The sequence below is a fragment of the uncultured Flavobacterium sp. genome, assembly GCF_963975005.1.
Taxonomy (GTDB): domain Bacteria; phylum Bacteroidota; class Bacteroidia; order Flavobacteriales; family Flavobacteriaceae; genus Flavobacterium.
Genome location: NZ_CAXBFR010000008.1, coordinates 25168 through 44598 on the forward strand (window position 1 = coordinate 25168; position 19431 = coordinate 44598).

Consider the following 19431-nt stretch of genomic DNA (forward strand, 5'->3'; position numbering starts at 1 on the left):
TTCCAGTTTTTTTTCTATTTTTATAAAGTCAAATTTATTTAAATACATTTATATATAAATTCTATGGAAACAACTAGTTTATTAGTCGCGTTAATTGTTGGAATTATTTGCGGAATTGTTGGTTATTTTATTGGTAAAGGCAATCAAAACTCTTTAAAAAAAGATGAACATAATTACAAAAGTGATTTAGAGGCTTGCAATCAAAGAAATAGTCAACTACAAACCGATTTAGATACTCTGCGAATTCAAGCAAAAAAACCTATAATTGAGAAAGCTAATTTTGTTTCTAAAACAACTAAAACTGCTTCAACAACAGTAATTGATTTTAATGCCGATGCAGCAAGAGCTGTTTTTGGCAAGAAAATAAAAGAGGATGATTTAAAACTTATAGAAGGGATTGGACCAAAAATCGAAGAGTTATTTAAAACTTCTGGTATTTTAACTTGGAAAAGATTATCTGAAACATCTGTAGATAGATGTAATAAAATACTACATAAAGCTGGCGAAAGATATAAAATTCATGATCCAGGAACTTGGCCAAGACAATCTAAATTAGCTTACCAAGGTAAATGGCAAAAACTAAAAGATTGGCAAGACAAACTTGACAAAGGAAGAGAAAAATAAAACTTAAAACCTTGTGAAAGCAAGGTTTTTTTATGCTATTGATTGAGCTACAATAAATCCTCCAGTCCAAGCGTTTTGAAAATTGAATCCACCAGTAATGGCATCAATATTTAGAATTTCTCCAGCAAAATATATGTTCGGAATTACTTTACTTTCCATAGTTTTGAAGTTGACTTCTTTTAAATCAATTCCACCAGCTGTTACAAATTCTTCTTTGAAAGTACTTTTCCCATTTACTTGAAATTCCCCAGCTGTTAATTGAGTTGCTAAAGCATTTAATTCAGTTTTATTACAATCTGCCCAAGTAGTTTCTGCTGAAATCCCTGATGCTAGAACTAAACGTTCCCACAAACGGTTTGGCATTTCTAATGGTGACTTTTTCGAGATTACTTTTTTAGCATTTTCGATTTTTATATCTTTTAATAAATCAATAGCTTCATCAAAAGTAGTTTCATTTAACCAGTTTACTAGAATCGCAAAATGATAATTTTTATCGAACAATTCTCTTGCTCCCCAAGCTGAAAGTCTTAATATTCCTGGCCCAGACATTCCCCAATGTGTAATTAATAAAGGTCCAGAAGCTTCTAATTTTGATTTTTTTACTTTGACTGATGCAAATGTTGACAATCCCATTAAATCTTTTAATCGAGCATCTTTAATATTAAATGTAAACAAAGAAGGAACCGCTGAAACTATTGAATGCCCAAGTGATTCAAGCATTTCCCACATTTTCGGGTTGCTTCCTGTGGTTATAACTACTTTTTCTGCTAAAAATGTATCTGTTTTGGTTTGGACTTTAAAATCTGTTTCCGTTTTGTAAATAGACTGTACACTTTGACTTATTAAAATATCAATCCCTAAATCTTGAGTAGCTTTTGTAAAACAATCGATTATGGTTTCTGATGAATCTGATTCTGGAAACATTCTTCCGTCTTCTTCTGTTTTTAGAGTTATACCTCGCTTTTCGAACCATTCAATTGTATCTCCTGAACAAAATTGATGAAATGGTCCACGTAATTCTTTTTCACCTCTAGGATAAAACTTGACTATATCATTTGGCACAAAACAGGCATGCGTTACATTGCATCTTCCACCACCAGAGATTCTGACTTTTTCCAAAGTCGTTTTCCCTCTTTCGAGAATGGCTACTTTTAAACTAGGGTTGTTTTCAACAATATTGATTGCTGTAAAAAATCCAGCTGCTCCACCACCTATGATAACTATGTCGTAATTAGTATTCAATGTTTTATCTTTTTTTTTTGCAAATATCGTGATTTATAAACGAATTATGCGCTGGATAGTAATGAAAAGCCCGTAAAGAACAAAAACCAATAGAACTTGACTTGGAAAAGCGACTAAAGGAAGCTCTTTGCAAGGCTTAGCTCTATGGCTTTTGTTCTGCGGACTTGTAATGTATAGCCAGATGAAGCTCTAAAAAACTAAAAACAAGCGTGAATTCTGTCTGGAAAATTGCAAAACATTCCGTCAACACCAAAATAAATGGCTTCTTTAATATCAGAAATTTCGTTGACGGTGTAAGTATAAACCTTTAAATTATATTTGTGAATTTCTTCGACTTCTTGTTTTGTTAAAGTGAAAAACCAAGGATTTATTGCAATAGCTTTTAATTTTTTTGCAAATGGAATAGCATCAAGATGATTTTGCTGGGATAAAAGTGCTATAGGAATTTCGGGATTGAGTTTTCTGAATATTTTTAGTTCATTCCAGTCAAAACTTGAAATTAGAAAATGCTGATTAGTATACTTTTCTTTTTGAATGAAATTATCAACAATTTTATGCGTTGGCAAAGCTGTATTTTGACCTTTTAATTCGATATTTAGTGGAACTCTTTTATCTATGAATTCAATTACTTCAATTAAGGTTGGGATTTTATGATTACCTATTAAATTGATGCTTTTTACTTCTTCTAACGTTAAATCTTCAATGTTTTCTAAAGATAAAGCTAATCGTTTTAAGGTTTTATCATGAAAAACTACTACTTCACCGGTTTTGATGACATAAACATCAATTTCTATCAAATCAACAAATAAGTCTAATGCCTTTTGAAATGACAACATAGTGTTTTCGGTTTCGTAACCCATTGCTCCGCGATGTCCAATAATTAATGGTTTTTTCATATTAAAATGTCATAGCAACTCCAACAACACTAAATTGATTTGTCTTTTTAAAAGAATAATCGAATTTGTAAGTAGTTTTCTTTTCTAGATTATTTTTATTAACTTCTTTAATAATTCTTCTATTGGCAACGGTTTTTCCCATTACATAACCAATTAAAACTGCAATTGGATAATCCGAAGTCCAATGTACTTTACCACTTACCATATTGAACGCTAAAACACCACCTAAAGTATAGCCAATTGGTTTTATCCATTTTATTTCTGGATAATTTGTGCCTATTACGGTAACGGTTGCTATGTAAGTTGCCAAATGTCCTGAAGGCATGGCATCATAATTTGGAGTGTTTTTCTGAAAAGCATTAAAACTAGGAAATGGTTTCCAATCACCACCATCATTTTCATCTCTAATGGCTGCACTTGGACTTTGTCTGCCAGTAATTCGTTTTAATGTTTGCGTTGTAACACCTACTGAAAATAAAACTTCTATTAATTCGCTTGATGTATTTAATGCTCGATAATCGTCTTTCCCTATTTTTCCAATGGCGTAAAACATTCCACTTAGAAGCATCGTTGTTCCGCCATTTCCAACATAATATACAGCAGAAGGTATGTTTTTGGGAATAATTCTTAATACTCCAACTACTTTGTGATATTGTGCATCTTCATCCCAACCACCTACCTTTTTACCAAAAGCACCAGCATCATCTAATATTTTTTGATCGTAAGGTAAAAGAGCTAATGTTGAACCTAATACCAATGCATCATATTTTAGATTTTCTTTTTGAATTGTGAATTTTCCTAATTGATACAAATCATCTGGAATGTATTTAAACATTTGCCAAGTGGTTGGCTTTTTATAACCATAAGTTACCTCATCGTTAATTTTAAATTTTTGGATTTCAACAGAAGTAGTGTCTGATTGTTGTGCCGAAATTTGACAAACAAACAATAAAAAAAACATTTGAAATAAAGTTTTTAATTTATCCATATATTAAAATAATAGCTAAAAATACAAATTAAAACTTATAATTATATTCTATTTATAAACTGGCTTTCATTTTTTAAAATTGAATTGTACATGACAAACCTGCTTGTTTTCCATTATAAAAAGGTATAGCTAAAGCCGTTTTATTTTTCGCTTTGAATATTTTTTCATTAATAACTGGAAACAACCAATAAGCTGCTTTTGTGCTTAAAATTCCGATTCCTGCTCCCATAGCAACATCTGTTAACCAATGCTTATTGTTATACATTCTAAAAGCTCCTGTTCCTGCTGCAACAACATATCCAGAAACTCCATACCAAACCGATTTATCTTTATATTCTTGCCACATAAATTCGGCTCCAACAAAAGCAGTTGCAGTATGTCCTGAAGGAAATGAATCAAAATTACTTCCATCTGGTCGTTCAACTTTAGTCAAGTGTTTTAGACTTGTTACCGTAGTTGCCATAATTAAATAAGAAGTTCCTAAAATAATGGTCCTGTCTTTAAGATTGTTTTTTCCTTGAATTCCTGCTAAATTTAGTCCATAAACAGCAGCAACTGGTGCATATTGAGAAAAATCGTCAATAGAAGTTTTTTTGTCTATATCATCTATAACCTCTTGTCTAATGTTTGTATTATAAAGTTTTATTTGATCACTTTCCATACCTATAATAGCATAAGTCATTAAGGTACTTGGAATTATTAATTGCTTATAATTAAATTTATGGCCCTTATTAATTTTTGTACTATCAATTGATTGCTGAGCAAAGGATAATTGTAAGCCTAAAAGACAAATTATATATAATTTATATTTGTTCATGACTTTGTTTATTAGTAAAATATGTGATTGAAAATAATGTGACAAGAAAAATACTTGTATATACATTCCCTAAATCTAATCCTTGTGGTTTTGAAATGTAATTTCCGAATGTTGCTCCAATGGGATGAATTAATATAATGGCAATCCAGTAGAAAACTTCTTTCGAAATCTTTTTAAGAAATAAAAGCACAACGAAAATAAGAAGTAGTATTACAAGTAAAATTGTTCCTCCTGCTGCACCTAATGGAGTATCATTAGAGAGAAAGTCTCCTGAAGTAGTTCCAAAGGTACTTGAAAACAAAATAGCTAACCAATATAAAAACTCAACTTTCATCTCAGTAAAAGGATTTTTACTTTTGGATAAAAGATGAATTCCTATTAAAACAAGAAACAAAGTTAAAATTACTAACAATGAGCCATAGATTGTTCCTAACTCTAATTGAATACAAATTAAATCAGCAACATTTGTTCCTGCAATATTTCCTACTATTATAAGGAACCAATAAAACAGTAAATTCTTTTTTTTATTTTTAATTTCATAAATAATTGAAATAATGAACAACGAAACTAAAATAACTGACCCAACTTTATACCCTAATTCTAAATCTCTAGAAATATAATTACCTACAATTTCTCCAGTTGTAGTAGCAATAATCATTAATAGCCAATAAATAAAATTGACTTGTGGAATATTTTTCATTTAATTTATTTTTTTTAATTGTTTATAAGAGAAGTAAATCATAATCAGCATAATAAACAGTGAAACCAATGAGGCTTGTAATGTGCCTAAATCTAAACCTCCTTTTGCAATGGGCTTGGTTAAAAAATCACCAAATGTTGCACCAAACGGACGTGTAAACACAAATGCTAGCCAAAACAATAACACTTCATTAAGTTTGGTAAAATAATGTAATAAAACCACTATAAAAATAATTAAAGCTGTAATTAATGCTCCTTGCAAATAGCTCAATCCAATTGCATCTCCTAAGTAATCACCAAAAGCAGTTCCTAAACTATTAGAAAACAATACAGCTATCCAAAAGAAAATTTCTTTATTCTTTTCTATTATCGGACTAACATTTAGATTATTATATTTTTTAAACCAAAAGGATAAGGTGATTATTAAACCAAAAAACAATAGTAAACTTCCGTAGGCATACCCTAGATGCAAACTTCTGTCGATAAAATCTGAGATTTCAGTTCCTAATGTTGTCGTTGCAATTATTACTGACCAAAAAACAATTGGTTTATAATTTTTCGTTTTTAATTGAATGAATAGAAGTGCTAAAAAAAAGATTCCAGTAATAAGTATTCCTGTTGAATAACCTAAGTTTAGTGTCATTGAAATAAAGTCACCCAAGGTTTCTCCAAGTGTTGTCGCCACAATTTTCATTAGCCAAAATAAAAGTGTAATTTCTGCTACTTTGTTTATAGTTTTTGTTTCCATAATTTATGGCTTATTCCTGTTTTATGAAATAGGAGTTCAAAATATTCGTAGTTATTTAGAACGACAAAATTATATGTATATTAAAAAAAACAACTTAACATTTACTTAAGATTAGCCTATTTAATGCTTAAGAAAAAAGCCGATAATAAAAAAGCACCAATTAAAAAATTGATGCTTTTATTTTTACTTGAAAAAAAATATTATCCCTTTAAGATATAATATTGCCAAGCTTTTAACGGATAAATTTGTTTTTCATTTAATCCAATGGTTTTACCTGAGATTACATCTTTAAAAGTTCCGTTTATTGGAATACTTACATCAACCGGTTTTGATGATAAGTTTGCCATATAAATTACTTTTTTACCATCTTTTATTCTTTCAAACACTAATACTTGATCATCATTTGACGACTTTATTCTTGTGTAAGACGCTTTATTTTTTCCACCATTTAAAGCGATATTAGTATTTCTTAAAGCACCTAATTTAGCTCTAAAATCCCAATCTTTTCCTTTTGTTTTTGGAATTGAATCTTTTTCAAAGAATTTTAAACTGTGATTTAGACCATATTCATTACCGCTGTAAATTAATGGCATTCCTGGTGTTATGTAGCTTAATGCTGTCATTGCTTCTTCTGCATTTCCTAATCTACTTTGAACCGTTCCATTCCAAGAATTTTCATCGTGATTATCGACAAAACTCATTAAAATATCATTTGCTTCATATTTTTTAGCATCATCCAAGATAAAATTATCCCAATCTTTTACGTTTTTTTTACCTTGAGCAATATCGTTCATTAAATGATGACTTGTCCAGTTATACCCCATGTCGAATAAGTTATCTTTCATTAATTCTGGTTGCCAAGCTTCAGCTAGCATGAAAATATTTTTTTCTTTTCTTAATGTTGGAATAGCTTGTTGCCAAAAATCTGTAGGAACATTACTTGCCACATCACAACGAAAACCATCAATATTTTCTTTTTTAATCCAATACAACATATCGTTTGTCATTTCTTTGCGAAGATCTTGATTGTCGTAATTTAAGTCAGCTACATCGGTCCAGCCCCAAGATTTTCCGTTTTCAGGATTTATTGGGTCTATGATTTGACCTTTTGCATTTTGAGTATAATATTCTGGATGCTCTTTTATCCAAACATGATCCCAACCTGTATGATTTGGCACCCAATCCAAAATAACATAGATTCCGTTTTCATGAGCTGTTTGAACCATTTTTCTGAAATCTTCAATCGTTCCAAATTCTGGATTTACTGCTTTGAAATCCGAAACTGCATAATAACTGCCTAAATATTTATCTTGCTCTTCTTTTGGCATTTCTGAAGCAAATTTACTATTATCACCACCAGTTGCCTTTCTTTTGGTTTCTGAAATTGGAAAAATTGGCATTACCCAAATAATTTTCACTCCTAATTCTTTTAATTTAGGGATATCTTTTGTGAACTCATTAAAAGTTCCTTCAGGTGAATATTGACGAATGTTAACTTCATAAATCACAGCGTTTTCTTCCACTTCTGGAGAAAATTGTACAATTTCTGATTTTACTTCTTCAGTTGGAGTAGTTGTTTCTTTGGTTTCTTTTTTACAACTAATTAAAGTGGCAAGAAGTATTGCTGATAAAAGTATTTTTTTCATTTTTACTTGTTTTTTTTCTTAAACATAAATTTAAAGGGAATATCAATTCGTTTTTGCCATGAAGTCTCTGAATGATTTTCTCCTTCAAATTTTAGATTTTTATAATTTTCTGATGTGTAATTTTTATCCTTGAATAGTTTATTTACAGTTTCTTCGTATTGAGGATAATATTGATCTAATGTTTCTGTTCCAAAATCAAAATAGAACTTATGATTTTTAGGACTTGGAATCTTCTTTTCTAAATAACTAAAAAACGAATTTGGAATAGTTTTATCTTCATTAGGCAACATTCCAGGCCAATGCGTTGAAATACAAATTGCTCCACCAAAAATTTCTGGATATTCACATATGGCATACATTGACATTAATCCACCCATACTTGAACCACCTACAAAAGTATCTTCTTTATTTTTTAAAGTCGAATAAGTTTCATCAATATAAGGTTTTACTTCTTCTACAATAAACTTTAAATAATTATCTCCATTAAAATTGCTTTCAGTAATATTCATCTCTCTTTTTTTCGCACTTTGAAAAATGGAATCTTTTTTATTCATTGATAAATATTCAAAAGTCTTCTTTGGATATAAATCTAAAAAACGAATTTGTGGAATATTATGAATTCCAACAACAATAAATTCTTTTACTACATTTTCCTTAATTAATTTTGAAGCCACTTCATCTACTTTCCATTCTTGATTGTTCCAAGTAGTATTTTTATCAAATAAATTTTGTCCATCATGCATATATAACACACTGTATTTTTTATCTTTTGAATAGCTTTTGGGTAACCAAACATCTACATTTCTGGGTTGAATTAATTTTGTTGGAAAACTATCAATACGAATTATTGTTCCGTCAACCATATCTGATTCTGGTAGAACATAGCATTTAATTTGACCGTGAACCAAAGAAAATGAAAAAAATAATAGTATTAGAATAAGTTGTCTCATGCTTAATTTAATTCTAAAATTAAACTCGATTTTCCTTCAATTGACAATTCTGCTTTCAAATTGAAATTTTGATTTGATAAAACATCTTTTCCTGAAGTATAATTCCTTAAATTCTCTTCAAAACGAGAAAGATTTAATTTCTGATTATCTTTTGAATTATTGACAATTACCATAACACTTTCAGCATCATTATGCCTGAAATAAACATAAACATTGTTTTCTGGAATGTAATGTGTTAGTTTTCCTGTGTGAATTACGTCTTTGTTTTTTCTCCAATTCAACAATTTCTTAGAGAAATCGAAATATTGTTTTTGAGCAGTTGTTCTTCCTGAATTTGAAAAAGCATTGTTTTTATCCCCTTTCCAACCACCAGGAAAATCTTGACGAATTTCTGCATCACCACCCTTTCCTTTGTCACCAGCCATTCCAATTTCTGAACCATAATAAATTTGTGGAATTCCTCTCATTGTAGCAATTATGGTCATTCCTAATTGATACTTCGTAAAATCATTTTTATAAATTTCATTAAAACGACCTGTATCATGATTTTCTAAAAATAGCAATAAATTATTTGGATCTGCATACAAAAAGTCATTTACAAAATTCTCGTAAAACTTAATCATTCCATCACTCCAAGAAGCATTATCTTCATTGAAAACATTGCCAAAAACATCGTGCAAGGTAAAATCCATTACACTTGGTAAATAGGAATTATAGCTTTGAATTTTAGAAATCGGACTGTCTTTTTGCCAATACGAAATTTGGGCTTGATCGTGCATCCAAACTTCTCCAACTATATTAAAATAAGGGTATTCATCCATAACTGCCTTGGTCCATTTTGCAATTCCGTCTTTATCGCAATACGAATATGTATCTACACGAAACCCATCTAAATCAGCAAATTCAACCCACCAAATTGCATTTTGAATTAAGTAATTCAACACTAAAGGATTAGATTGATTTAAATCGGGCATACTTGGTACAAACCATCCGTCCATACAATATTTAGCGTCACGTTTAGAAGCATTGGTATCATATTGTGTTGTCATGCGATAATTGCTTTGAGCATAACCTGGAAACTGATGAAACCAATCGTATGTTGGCATATCTTTAAACATCCAATGTTCTGCTCCCCAATGATTATTGACATAATCTTTGATTAATTTCATATCACGTTTGTGCATTTCAGAAGCTAATTGTTTGTAATCCTCATTTGAACCGTAACGTGCATCTATTTGATAAACATCAGATTGTCCGTAGGTATGATACGAATAGCCTTTGTCATTGTCTTCACAAAGCGGAGTTGACCAAATGGCTGTTGCACCTAATTCGTTGATGTAATCTAAATGATCGATAATTCCTTGCACATCACCACCATGTCTTCCTCCAGGTAATTCTCTGTTTGCTTTTTCTTGAAGATTTGAAGAAGAATCGTTGGATTCATTTCCATTGGAAAAACGATCTGGCATTAATAAATAAACTACATCTGAAGCATCAAACCCTTTTCTTAAAGCTGAATTTTCTCTTCGTTTTTTGATTTCAAAATCTTTAGTAAATGCTTTTTTACCGTTTTTAAACGTGAATTTTAAAGTTTGAGCTGCAACATTTTTGGTATTAATTGTTACGAAAAGGTAATTTGAGTTTTCTGTTTTTGTAACATTTGTAACTACAACATTATTTGAAACTGAAACTGTATTTTCGGCTATGTTTTTTCCGTAAAATAATACTTGAATTTCACTCTTATTCATACCTTCATACCAAAATGGTGGTTCCATCTTGTCGATTTGAGCGAATGTGAAAGTTGTTATTAAAAGGAATAAAACTGTTATTTGTTTTTTCATGATTAACTATTTAGATGCTGAATCAAGTTCAGCATGACAAAGATGTAAATTATTTTACCTCAACAATACTAATTCCATAGCCACCAGCAGCCACAGAAGTCAATTTTAATTTTGACTTATTAGTAACTTTTTGTTTTGTGATTTTATAAGCTTGAGGATTGGTTTTGTAATCAGCATCTTTTGCATCAGCATAAATTGTAGCTTCATATTTTTTACCTTTTTCAAGAAAATCTAAACTTAAGGTTGACGTTCTTGCGTTATTTCCGTTTGAGTTTCCAACAAACCAATTGTTTGAATTTTTATCTTTTCTGGCAATTGTGATATAATAACCTGGTTCAGCTTCTAAATATTTTGATTCTGACCATTCGACTGGAACATCTTTGATGAATTGAAAAGCATCAAGAAAACGATTGTAATTTTCTGGTAAATCCGCTGCCATTTGAAGTGGTGAATACATCACAACATATAAACCTAATTGATTTGCTAAAGTTGTATTTACATGTGAATTATTATTAGGATTTAATTTAGCAATATCCATTTCAAAAATTCCGGGTGTGTAATCCATTGGTCCACCCATTAATCTTGTGAACGGTAAAATAGTAGTATGATTTGGTTTTGAACCTCCAAAAGCTTGAAATTCTGTTCCACGAGCTGATTCGTTACCTATCATATTTGGATACGTTCTGCAAATTCCTGTTGGACGAACGGCTTCGTGAGCATTAATCATAATTTTATAATCAACTGCTTTTTCTATCACATATTGATAATGATTTAAAATCCATTGACTGTAATGATGTTCACCTCTTGGTAACATATTTCCTACATAACCAGTTTTTACAGCATCATAGCCATTGTCGTTCATAAATTGGAAAGCTTTATCTAAATGACGTTCATAGTTTCTTGAAGAACCTGAAGTTTCATGATGCATAATCATTTTTACTCTTTTTGATTTAGCATATTCATGAATTCCTTTTACATCAAAATCTGGATAAGGTGTCATAAAATCGAAAACATAATCTTTGGATTGTCCAAACCAATCTTCCCAACCTTCGTTCCAACCTTCCACTAATACTCCATCAAATCCGTGAAGCGCTGCAAAATCAATTAATTCTTTAACATGCTCAGTTGTTGCACCATGTGTTCCATTTGGTTTTGCTTTTGAATAATCCGTAACTCCTAATTGAATAGATGGAAAATCATTTGTGTATGACCAAGAACTTTTTCCAGTAATCATTTCCCACCAAACCCCAACATATTTTACTGGTTTTATCCAAGAAGTATCTTCAATTTTACAAGGTTCGTTTAGGTTTAGTGTAATTCTTGAAGCTAAAATATCTCTTGCGTCATTGCTAATTACCATAGTTCTCCATGGTGAAACACAAGGTGCTTGCATATACCCTTTATCACCTTTTGCATCAGGAGTTAAGTGCGATTGAAAAACAAATGTTTTATCATTCAAGTCTAAACTCATACATGAATAATTTATCAATGCTGCTTCGTGAATGTTGATGTAAATTCCGTCAGCAGTTTTCATCATTAAAGACGTTTGAACTCCAGTTTCAGAAAATTGTTCTTGTGAAGCATTATCTGTAACCGCTTTTTTGAATAAACCTCTAATTTCAGAAAGTTTTGATTCTGTATAATCATATTCTTGGGTATCATAATCTCCAGGAATCCAAAATGCTGTGTGATCTCCAGTCATAGCAAATTCAGTATGTTCTTCTTTAATTACAAAATAAACAAGGTTTTTTTGTTGCGGAAATTCATATTGAAACCCTAAACCATCATTGAATAAACGAAAACGAATAATCATTTCTCTTTCTGTTCCGTTTTGTTTCAATTGAACTGCTAATTCATTATAGTGATTTTGAATTAGTGTTTCTTCACCCCAAACCGTTTTCCAAGTTTCATTGAAAGTTGAAGGTGTTGCACTAACCAATTTAAAATCATTTAAAAGAGATTTCGGATCATTTTTTAATTCTAAACCCAATTTACTTTCTTTTATAACTTCTTTATTTAGATAAGAAAGTTGATAGGTTGGTGTTCCATCGCTTAATAATGCAAATTTCATGGCGAAATTTCCGTTTGGTGATTTGAACTCTTGTGCGTTTCCAAAAATCGAAACGATGATTGTGAAAATTAAAACTAAAAACTGCTTCATTTTATTATAATTTAACTAGTTGTGATTTTCCATTTACTAAAACATCAATTTCTTGATTACCTTCTACATTTACTTTAGTTTCATTATGATTTACTTCAACTTTAACAATTGCATTTCTGAAATTCACTTTGAATGTATATCCATTCCATTCTTTTGGAATTTTTGGTTCAAAATGTAATTGATTGTTTTTTACTCTCATTCCACCAAAACCTTCAACAATACTCATCCAAGTTCCTGCCATTGAGGTTATATGTAAACCTTCATGCACTTCTTTGTTGTAATCATCTAAATCTAAACGTGATGTACGTAAATAGAATGTATAGGCTTGTTCCATTCGGCCTAAAACTGCAGCTTGAATTGAGTGAACACAAGGAGAAAGCGAACTTTCGTGCACCGTAAATGGCTCATAAAAATCGAAATGTTTTTCCAATTGTTCTTTGGAGAAATGATCTTCAAAAAAATAGAAGCCTTGTAACGTATCAGCTTGTTTGATGTATGGTGAACGTAAAATTCTGTCCCAAGACCATTTTTGATTAATTGGTCGTTGTGCTTTATCTAAATTGGCAACTGTAATCAATTCTTTATCTAAAAAACCGTCTTGTTGCAAAAATACTCCGTGTTCTTCTGAATAAGGGAAATACATATTATCCGCGACTTCTTTCATCTCTGAAATTTCGGTAGCAGCTAGATTTACCTTACTTAGAATTCGAGTATAGTCTGATGGATATTTTATTTCTATATTATTGATTTGTTCAATCGTATAATCTATACACCATTTAGCAATGTAATTTGTGTACCAATTGTTGTTTACGTTATTTTCGTATTCATTTGGACCAGTCACACCCAAAATCACATATTGGTTTTTAGCTGTTGAGAAGTTAGCTCTTTGGTGCCAAAAACGAGCAATTCCAATAAGTACTTCCAAACCTTTTTCTGGAATATATGAATAATCTCCCGTGTATCGATGATAATTATAAATCGCGAAAGCAATAGCTCCATTTCTATGAATTTCTTCATGTGTGATTTCCCATTCGTTGTGACATTCCTCACCATTCATAGTAACCATTGGATATAAGGCTGCACCGTTTTTGAATCCTAAATTATCTTGAGCATTTTCAATAGCTTTATCTAATTGATTGTAACGATAAGTCAATAAATTTCTGGCAACATTTTGATCTTTTGTAGCCATGTAAAAAGGAATACAATAAGCTTCTGTGTCCCAATACGTTGAACCACCGTATTTTTCACCAGTAAATCCTTTTGGTCCAATATTTAATCTAGAATCTTTTCCTAAATAAGTTTGATTTAAATGGAAAATATTAAAACGAATTCCTTGTTGCGCTTTTACATCACCATCAATGGTTATATCGCTCATTTCCCAAATCTTTGCCCAAGCATTAATTTGATTTTGAAGTAATTTTTCATATCCTAATTCAAGGCCTTTATCAATTACATCTTGTGAAGCTTTAATTAATTGTTGTTCATCATGATTGGTTGAAACGGTGTAACCGCCCAATTTTTGAATGGCAATGGTTTGTCCTTCAGTAACTGCAAATTCATAAAAAAACTGCGTTTTAGTTTCTGATTTTTCAATGTTAGTTGGATTTACATCTGAAATTTTTCCGTTTACTACAAAAGTATTGTGCATGAATGTACTAGCAGAAAAATTCGTTTTCAAGGTTTTTGAAACTACAAAAGCTGAATTTGTTTTGTTTTTAACTTCTAAAATGTCCCAAAATTTATCATCCCAATTGGTATCTTCATTTGTGATTCCGGCATCAATATAAGGTTTAAATACAATTTTTGCATCTTGATTTAAAGCTTTTACTTCGTAATTAATTACACCTAATTCGTCTAAATCTAAAGATAAAAATCGTTTCACATCTACACCAACTTGCGTACCATTTTGTAAAGTAGCTTCAAAACAACGTGAATAAACACCTTCTTTCATATTTAATTCTCTTCTAAAGTTTTTTACTTCAGAACAAGTTGCTAAATCTAGTTGTTCCCCGTTAATTTCGATATCAATACCAATCCAATTTGGAGCATTTAAAACTTTTGCAAAGTATTTTGGATAACCATTTTTCCACCAACCCACACGGGTTTTATCTGGATAATAAACTCCAGCAATATAACTTCCTTGGAATGTTTTTCCTGAATAAGATTCTTCAAAATTAGCACGTTGCCCCATAGCACCATTACCAATACTGAATAAACTTTCAGATGATTTTACTCTACTTGCATCAAATCCTTCTTCAATGATGGACCAATTATCTGGTTTTATATAATCTTGGTTCATTCTATATTTTGTTTAGTTGTTTAATTGCTATAACAGTATAACATTAAACACATTTTTCTTTTATTAAATTTTCTATGAAGCTTAAATCTATAAACGTAAAATCGTTAAAGATATAATTTGCTTCATGTAGTACATCTATTTCTCCTATTCCAATACTTATCATATTTGCAAGGTTTGCAGCTTGAATTCCTGCAACAGAATCCTCAAAAACGATACAATTTTCTGCGATATCATTAACTTTATTTGCCCCTTGAAGAAATACTTCTGGATCAGGTTTTGCATTTGACACATCATTTCCGTCTACAATGGCATCAAAATACTTTATAATTTTTGCTTTTTCTAGAATTGGTTTTGCATTTTTACTGGCAGAACCTAATACTATATTTTGTTTGTGTAATTTTAAATATTCGAGTACTTGCATTACACCTGGAAGGATTTCGCTTTCATCCATTTCTTCTATGTAAGAAAGGTATTCTGTGTTTTTTTGAAGTAACCATACATTTTTTTCTTCTTGAGAAGCTTCTAGGTTACCTAATGCTAAAATTATTTCTAAAGAGCGAACTCGACTTACTCCTTTTAGTTGTTCATTATGTTCTGGTGTAAATTCGATGCCTAATTGAGCGGCTAATCGTTGCCAAGCTAAAAAGTGATATTTTGCTGTGTCAACGATTACTCCGTCAAGGTCGAATATGAATGTTTTTTTACTCATTGTTTAATTTTTTAACCTGAAATTGCATTTTTATCCGTAATAAATAAATTACATACTCCAGCAATGATTAATGAAATTCCAGCTAAAAGCATTGCGTTGATATGTTCACTTCCAATTAATTTATATAAAAAATTTATCCCACCAAGTGCAGCAATAATTTGAGGAATTACAATAAACATGTTGAATAATCCCATCATCATGCCCATTTTTTTAGGATTTACTGAACTGGAAAGCATTGCGTAAGGCATTGAAAGAATACTTCCCCAAGAAAATCCTATCAGTATAAAAGAATACATTAAGGTTGATGGTGTTGCATAAAACATATAAATAAATCCTAAACCTCCTAAAATTAAAGAAGCCATGTGGATGAATTTTCTGTTTATTTTGTTTTTCATCGTGTAAAAAGATAATAATAACGCGAAAGCCATAGAAGAAAGCCCGTAAACACCTGTTGAAGAGCCAACTAAATCAGCAGCATCATTATATACTTTATCTTTTCCTTTGTACTCTTGTTCTTTTTCTAAATTCAAGAAAATAGCTTCTTTTTTATCGTTTTTTTGTACCTCACCCTCAGCATTTAATTGAGCATATTCTTTAACATCAGGTTTTGGTGCATTGAAAACGTGTTCTGTTAAGGCAGGCATGGATAAACTCCACATGGTAAAAAAGGCAAACCAACTAAAAAATTGGATTAAGCCTAGTTTTTTCATGGTTGAAGGCATTTCTTTTAAACTTGTCATTAAATCTGGAATAAATTTAGACTCTTTTTTCTCTGAAAGAAATTCTTCTAAATTTTCAGGTGGATCTTCTTTTGTTGTTAGTAACGTATAAACTATACTAGTAATAAAAACAAAAGCACCTATTGAAAATGCAACTACAACAGATTGTGGAATAACACCCGCAGAAGCTTCGTTTGAAACTCCTAATTTATTTACTAACCAAGGTAAATTACTAGCAACCCAAGTTCCTATTCCGATAATTAGTGTCTGAACAACAAATCCATTTGAACGTTGTGATTCTGGAAGTTTGTCAGCCACTAAAGCACGAAAAGGTTCCATGCTAATGTTTATTGAAGAATCAAGTACCCATAATAATCCTGCAGCAATCCATAAAGCTGGTGAATGCGGCATGAAAAATAATGTGATTGAAGCTAAAATTGCTCCGATAAGAAAATACGGTTTTCTTCTTCCAAATTTTGGACTCCAAGTATTGTCAGATAAATATCCAATTATCGGTTGAACTAAAAGACCTGTTAAAGGTGCTGCAATCCATAAACCTGGAATATCATCTACTTCGGCACCAAGAGTTTGAAAAATTCGAGACATGAATCCACCTTGTAAGGCAAATCCAAATTGTATTCCTAGAAATCCAAAACTCATGTTCCAGATTTGCCAGAAACTTAACTTACGCTTTTCCATTATCGTATTTAATTGGTTAATAAAACGATAAGCGATATTTAATTGCTTATCAAAACTTAATTTATTTTCGAAGTAAAGTTATAAGCTTTGATGTCACAAATATATATTTTATTTTAATTGAAAAAACATTTTAATGAGATTTAACAAATCCATTTTGCACATAAAATATTTATATATAACTGAATAACATTATTTTAAAAAATACTATCACGTTGTAGTAGATTCTCTTAAAACCAATTCAGTTTCAATTATTTCTGTTGTGTAAAGCTCATCTTCTTCTTCTTTTTCGAGTCTATCAATTAGCATTTTTGCGGCTTTTCTCCCCATTTTAATTCCATTTTGACTTACTGTAGAAATACTTGGCGTTGAAAATTGAGAAATTATTCCATCTGTAAAACCAATAACCGAAAAGTCATCCGGAACTTTTTTACCTTGCTTATTCGCTAATTTAATTGCTGTTACGGCAAAAAGCTCATTTACTGCAAACAAAGCATCAAATTCTTGATTTTTAATTAGTGATTCAATTTTATTGGAACAATTATCAATGTCTTCTATTTTGACAATTAAATCTTCGTTGATTTCAATTCCGTTATCTCTTAAAGCTTTTAAATAACCATCTGTTCTTAATTTACCAACACTTACATAATCTACCGTTGTTAATAATGCAATTTTTTTAAATCCTCTACAAATAAAGAATTGAATGGCATCATAGGCAGCTTGTTGGTCATCAATTATAACTTTATCACAGAAGACGTCATTAGTTACTCTATCAAACATTACAACTGGCATTCCTTGACTAATAATTTCTTGAATGTGATGAAAATCTTTTTTTTGTTGAGTCTCTTTCGAAAGTGATAAAATAAAACCATCTGTACTTCCATTGGCTAAAAGCTCCATATTAATAACTTCTTTATCAAATGATTCATCTGACAAGCAAACAATTACATTGTATCCATTTTCATTAGCTACTTGTTCAATTCCACTAATAACTGTTGCAAAAAAGTGGTGTACAATTTCTGGAATAATTATACCAATCGTTTTAGTCTTTTTATTCTTTAAACTTAAGGCAATATTGTTCGGTTTATAGTTGTATAATTTAGCAAATGCTTGAACTTTTTGCCTAGTATCTTCACTTATTTCATGACTATCTTTCAATGATTTAGAAACGGTTGAAATAGAAACATCTAATTCCTTTGCAATTTGCTTTAAAGTGACTTTTTTTCTCATTATAGTTTTGAAGACAATTAATATTACACTAAAAGTAGTTTATATTTTTCATATTCAAAATTTTAGTAAGGAATATTGCAGAAATTAATAAAGTTTTCAACACTACAACGTTTTCGCTACGGTGTAAATGGTTTGTCGTTTTTTTATCTCAGTATTTTACATAAATTTAACATTCGAAGTAGAGTTATATATAAAATTTTAACAAAAATTAACCTAAACAAATTGTATGAAGACAATACAAAAAAAGTTATTATTCATTCTTTTTATTTTGCCCTTAAGCATTTTTGCCCAAAGCAGTTTAAAAGGAACTGTACTAGATAATCTAGGTCAAACTTTGCCTGGAGTCAATGTGATAGTTAAAGGTTCTCAAAATGGTGTAGCCACTGATTTTGATGGAAACTTTACTATAAACAACCTTAAAAAAGGTGATGTACTAGTATTTTCCTATCTAGGATTTATGACACAAGATTTAGTGTATAACAATCAAAAAGAAGTATCTATAACTATGATAGAAGACTCACAGCAATTAGCTGATGTAGTAGTTATTGGATATGGTACGGTTAAAAAATCTGACGCTACTGGTTCAGTTTCAACAGTAACAACAAAAGATTTTGTAAAAGGTCCTGTTGTTTCAGTTGACCAGATGATACAAGGTAAAGTAGCAGGATTACAAATCACTAACGGAGGTGGTTCTCCTGGTGAAGGTTCTACTATTAGAATTAGAGGTGGATCTTCTTTGTTAGCAAATGACCCATTAATAGTAATTGACGGTTTACCTGTTGATGGTGGCTCTAGTGGAGGAAGAAATTTTTTAGCTACAATTAATCAAAATAATATTGAATCAGTAACTGTTCTTAAAGATGCGTCTGCTACTGCAATTTATGGTTCAAGAGCTTCCAATGGAGTAATTATAATTACAACAAAAAAAGGAAAAGCTGGTGAACTAAAAGTAGAATATAATGGTAATTTATCATACAGTAAATTAGTAAAAAAAGTTGATGTATTAAGTGTCGACCAATTTAGAGATTATGTAAATGCTAATGCAAGTGTTGCGCAACAAGGTTTGTTAGGCAACTCAAATACAGATTGGCAGGATGAAATTTATCAAGTTGCAACCGGAACAGATCATAATGTTGCATTATCTGGTGGAGTTGATAATATAACCT

General features: G+C 30.7%; 16 protein-coding genes. 2 read left to right on the forward strand and 14 right to left on the reverse strand.

From position 1 onward, the window contains the following. Window positions 1–63: 63 nt before the first annotated feature. Window positions 64–624 (forward strand): hypothetical protein, encoded by a 561-nt coding sequence (locus tag AACZ53_RS01980; RefSeq protein ID WP_339834177.1) that lies wholly within the window; start codon window positions 64–66, stop codon window positions 622–624. A 30-nt stretch (window positions 625–654) separates the two neighbouring features. Here AACZ53_RS01980 and AACZ53_RS01985 read toward each other — a convergent pair whose 3' ends face one another. From AACZ53_RS01985 to AACZ53_RS02050, 14 genes are all read right to left on the reverse strand, one after another. Further along, window positions 655–1866, reverse strand: coding sequence for an NAD(P)/FAD-dependent oxidoreductase (locus tag AACZ53_RS01985; protein ID WP_339834180.1), 1212 nt, complete (start codon window positions 1864–1866; stop codon window positions 655–657). 197 nt (window positions 1867–2063) lie between these two features. Beyond that, window positions 2064–2762 carry a glycerophosphodiester phosphodiesterase family protein gene (locus AACZ53_RS01990; protein ID WP_339834182.1) on the reverse strand — a complete coding sequence of 233 codons (699 nt, stop codon included), beginning with the start codon at window positions 2760–2762 and terminating at the stop codon, window positions 2064–2066. 1 nt (window position 2763) lies between these two features. Continuing rightward, on the reverse strand, window positions 2764–3750 hold the full coding sequence (locus tag AACZ53_RS01995; RefSeq protein ID WP_339834184.1) for a phosphatase PAP2 family protein: 987 nt from the start codon (window positions 3748–3750) through the stop codon (window positions 2764–2766). Between the two features lie 73 nt (window positions 3751–3823). Further along, window positions 3824–4567: a phosphatase PAP2 family protein gene (locus AACZ53_RS02000; protein ID WP_339834186.1), complete on the reverse strand. Its 744-nt coding sequence runs from the start codon at window positions 4565–4567 to the stop codon at window positions 3824–3826. Then, window positions 4554–5267, reverse strand: a complete 714-nt coding sequence (locus tag AACZ53_RS02005; protein WP_339834188.1) for a hypothetical protein — start codon at window positions 5265–5267, stop codon at window positions 4554–4556. Before AACZ53_RS02005 ends, AACZ53_RS02000 begins: the two co-directional genes overlap by 14 nt. Beyond that, window positions 5268–6014 (reverse strand): hypothetical protein, encoded by a 747-nt coding sequence (locus AACZ53_RS02010; protein ID WP_339834190.1) that lies wholly within the window; start codon window positions 6012–6014, stop codon window positions 5268–5270. Window positions 6015–6214: 200 nt separating this feature from the next. Further along, a complete protein-coding gene (locus AACZ53_RS02015) occupies window positions 6215–7660 on the reverse strand; it encodes an alpha-amylase family glycosyl hydrolase (RefSeq protein WP_339834193.1) in 1446 nt (481 codons plus the stop codon). Window positions 7661–7662: 2 nt separating this feature from the next. Further along, on the reverse strand, window positions 7663–8610 hold the full coding sequence (locus AACZ53_RS02020) for an alpha/beta hydrolase-fold protein (protein WP_339834195.1): 948 nt from the start codon (window positions 8608–8610) through the stop codon (window positions 7663–7665). A gap of 2 nt (window positions 8611–8612) precedes the next feature. Continuing rightward, window positions 8613–10451, reverse strand: a complete 1839-nt coding sequence (locus tag AACZ53_RS02025; RefSeq protein WP_339834197.1) for an alpha-amylase family glycosyl hydrolase — start codon at window positions 10449–10451, stop codon at window positions 8613–8615. Between the two features lie 49 nt (window positions 10452–10500). Beyond that, entirely contained in the window at window positions 10501–12612 is a 2112-nt protein-coding gene (locus AACZ53_RS02030) for a glycoside hydrolase family 97 protein (RefSeq protein WP_339834199.1), read from the reverse strand. A 4-nt stretch (window positions 12613–12616) separates the two neighbouring features. Next, complete coding sequence (locus tag AACZ53_RS02035) at window positions 12617–14911, reverse strand: glycoside hydrolase family 65 protein (protein WP_339834201.1); 2295 nt, start codon at window positions 14909–14911, stop codon at window positions 12617–12619. 43 nt (window positions 14912–14954) lie between these two features. Next, the gene (gene pgmB / locus AACZ53_RS02040; RefSeq protein ID WP_339834203.1) at window positions 14955–15620 is read right to left on the reverse strand and encodes a beta-phosphoglucomutase; all 666 of its coding nucleotides are present in this window, start codon (window positions 15618–15620) and stop codon (window positions 14955–14957) included. Window positions 15621–15631: 11 nt separating this feature from the next. After that, window positions 15632–17038: an MFS transporter gene (locus tag AACZ53_RS02045; protein ID WP_339834205.1), complete on the reverse strand. Its 1407-nt coding sequence runs from the start codon at window positions 17036–17038 to the stop codon at window positions 15632–15634. 207 nt (window positions 17039–17245) lie between these two features. After that, on the reverse strand, window positions 17246–18265 hold the full coding sequence (locus AACZ53_RS02050) for a LacI family DNA-binding transcriptional regulator (protein ID WP_339834208.1): 1020 nt from the start codon (window positions 18263–18265) through the stop codon (window positions 17246–17248). A 226-nt stretch (window positions 18266–18491) separates the two neighbouring features. Here AACZ53_RS02050 and AACZ53_RS02055 point away from each other — a divergent pair. Next, on the forward strand, window positions 18492–19431 hold a 940-nt coding region (locus AACZ53_RS02055; protein WP_339834211.1), incomplete at its 3' end, for a TonB-dependent receptor plug domain-containing protein.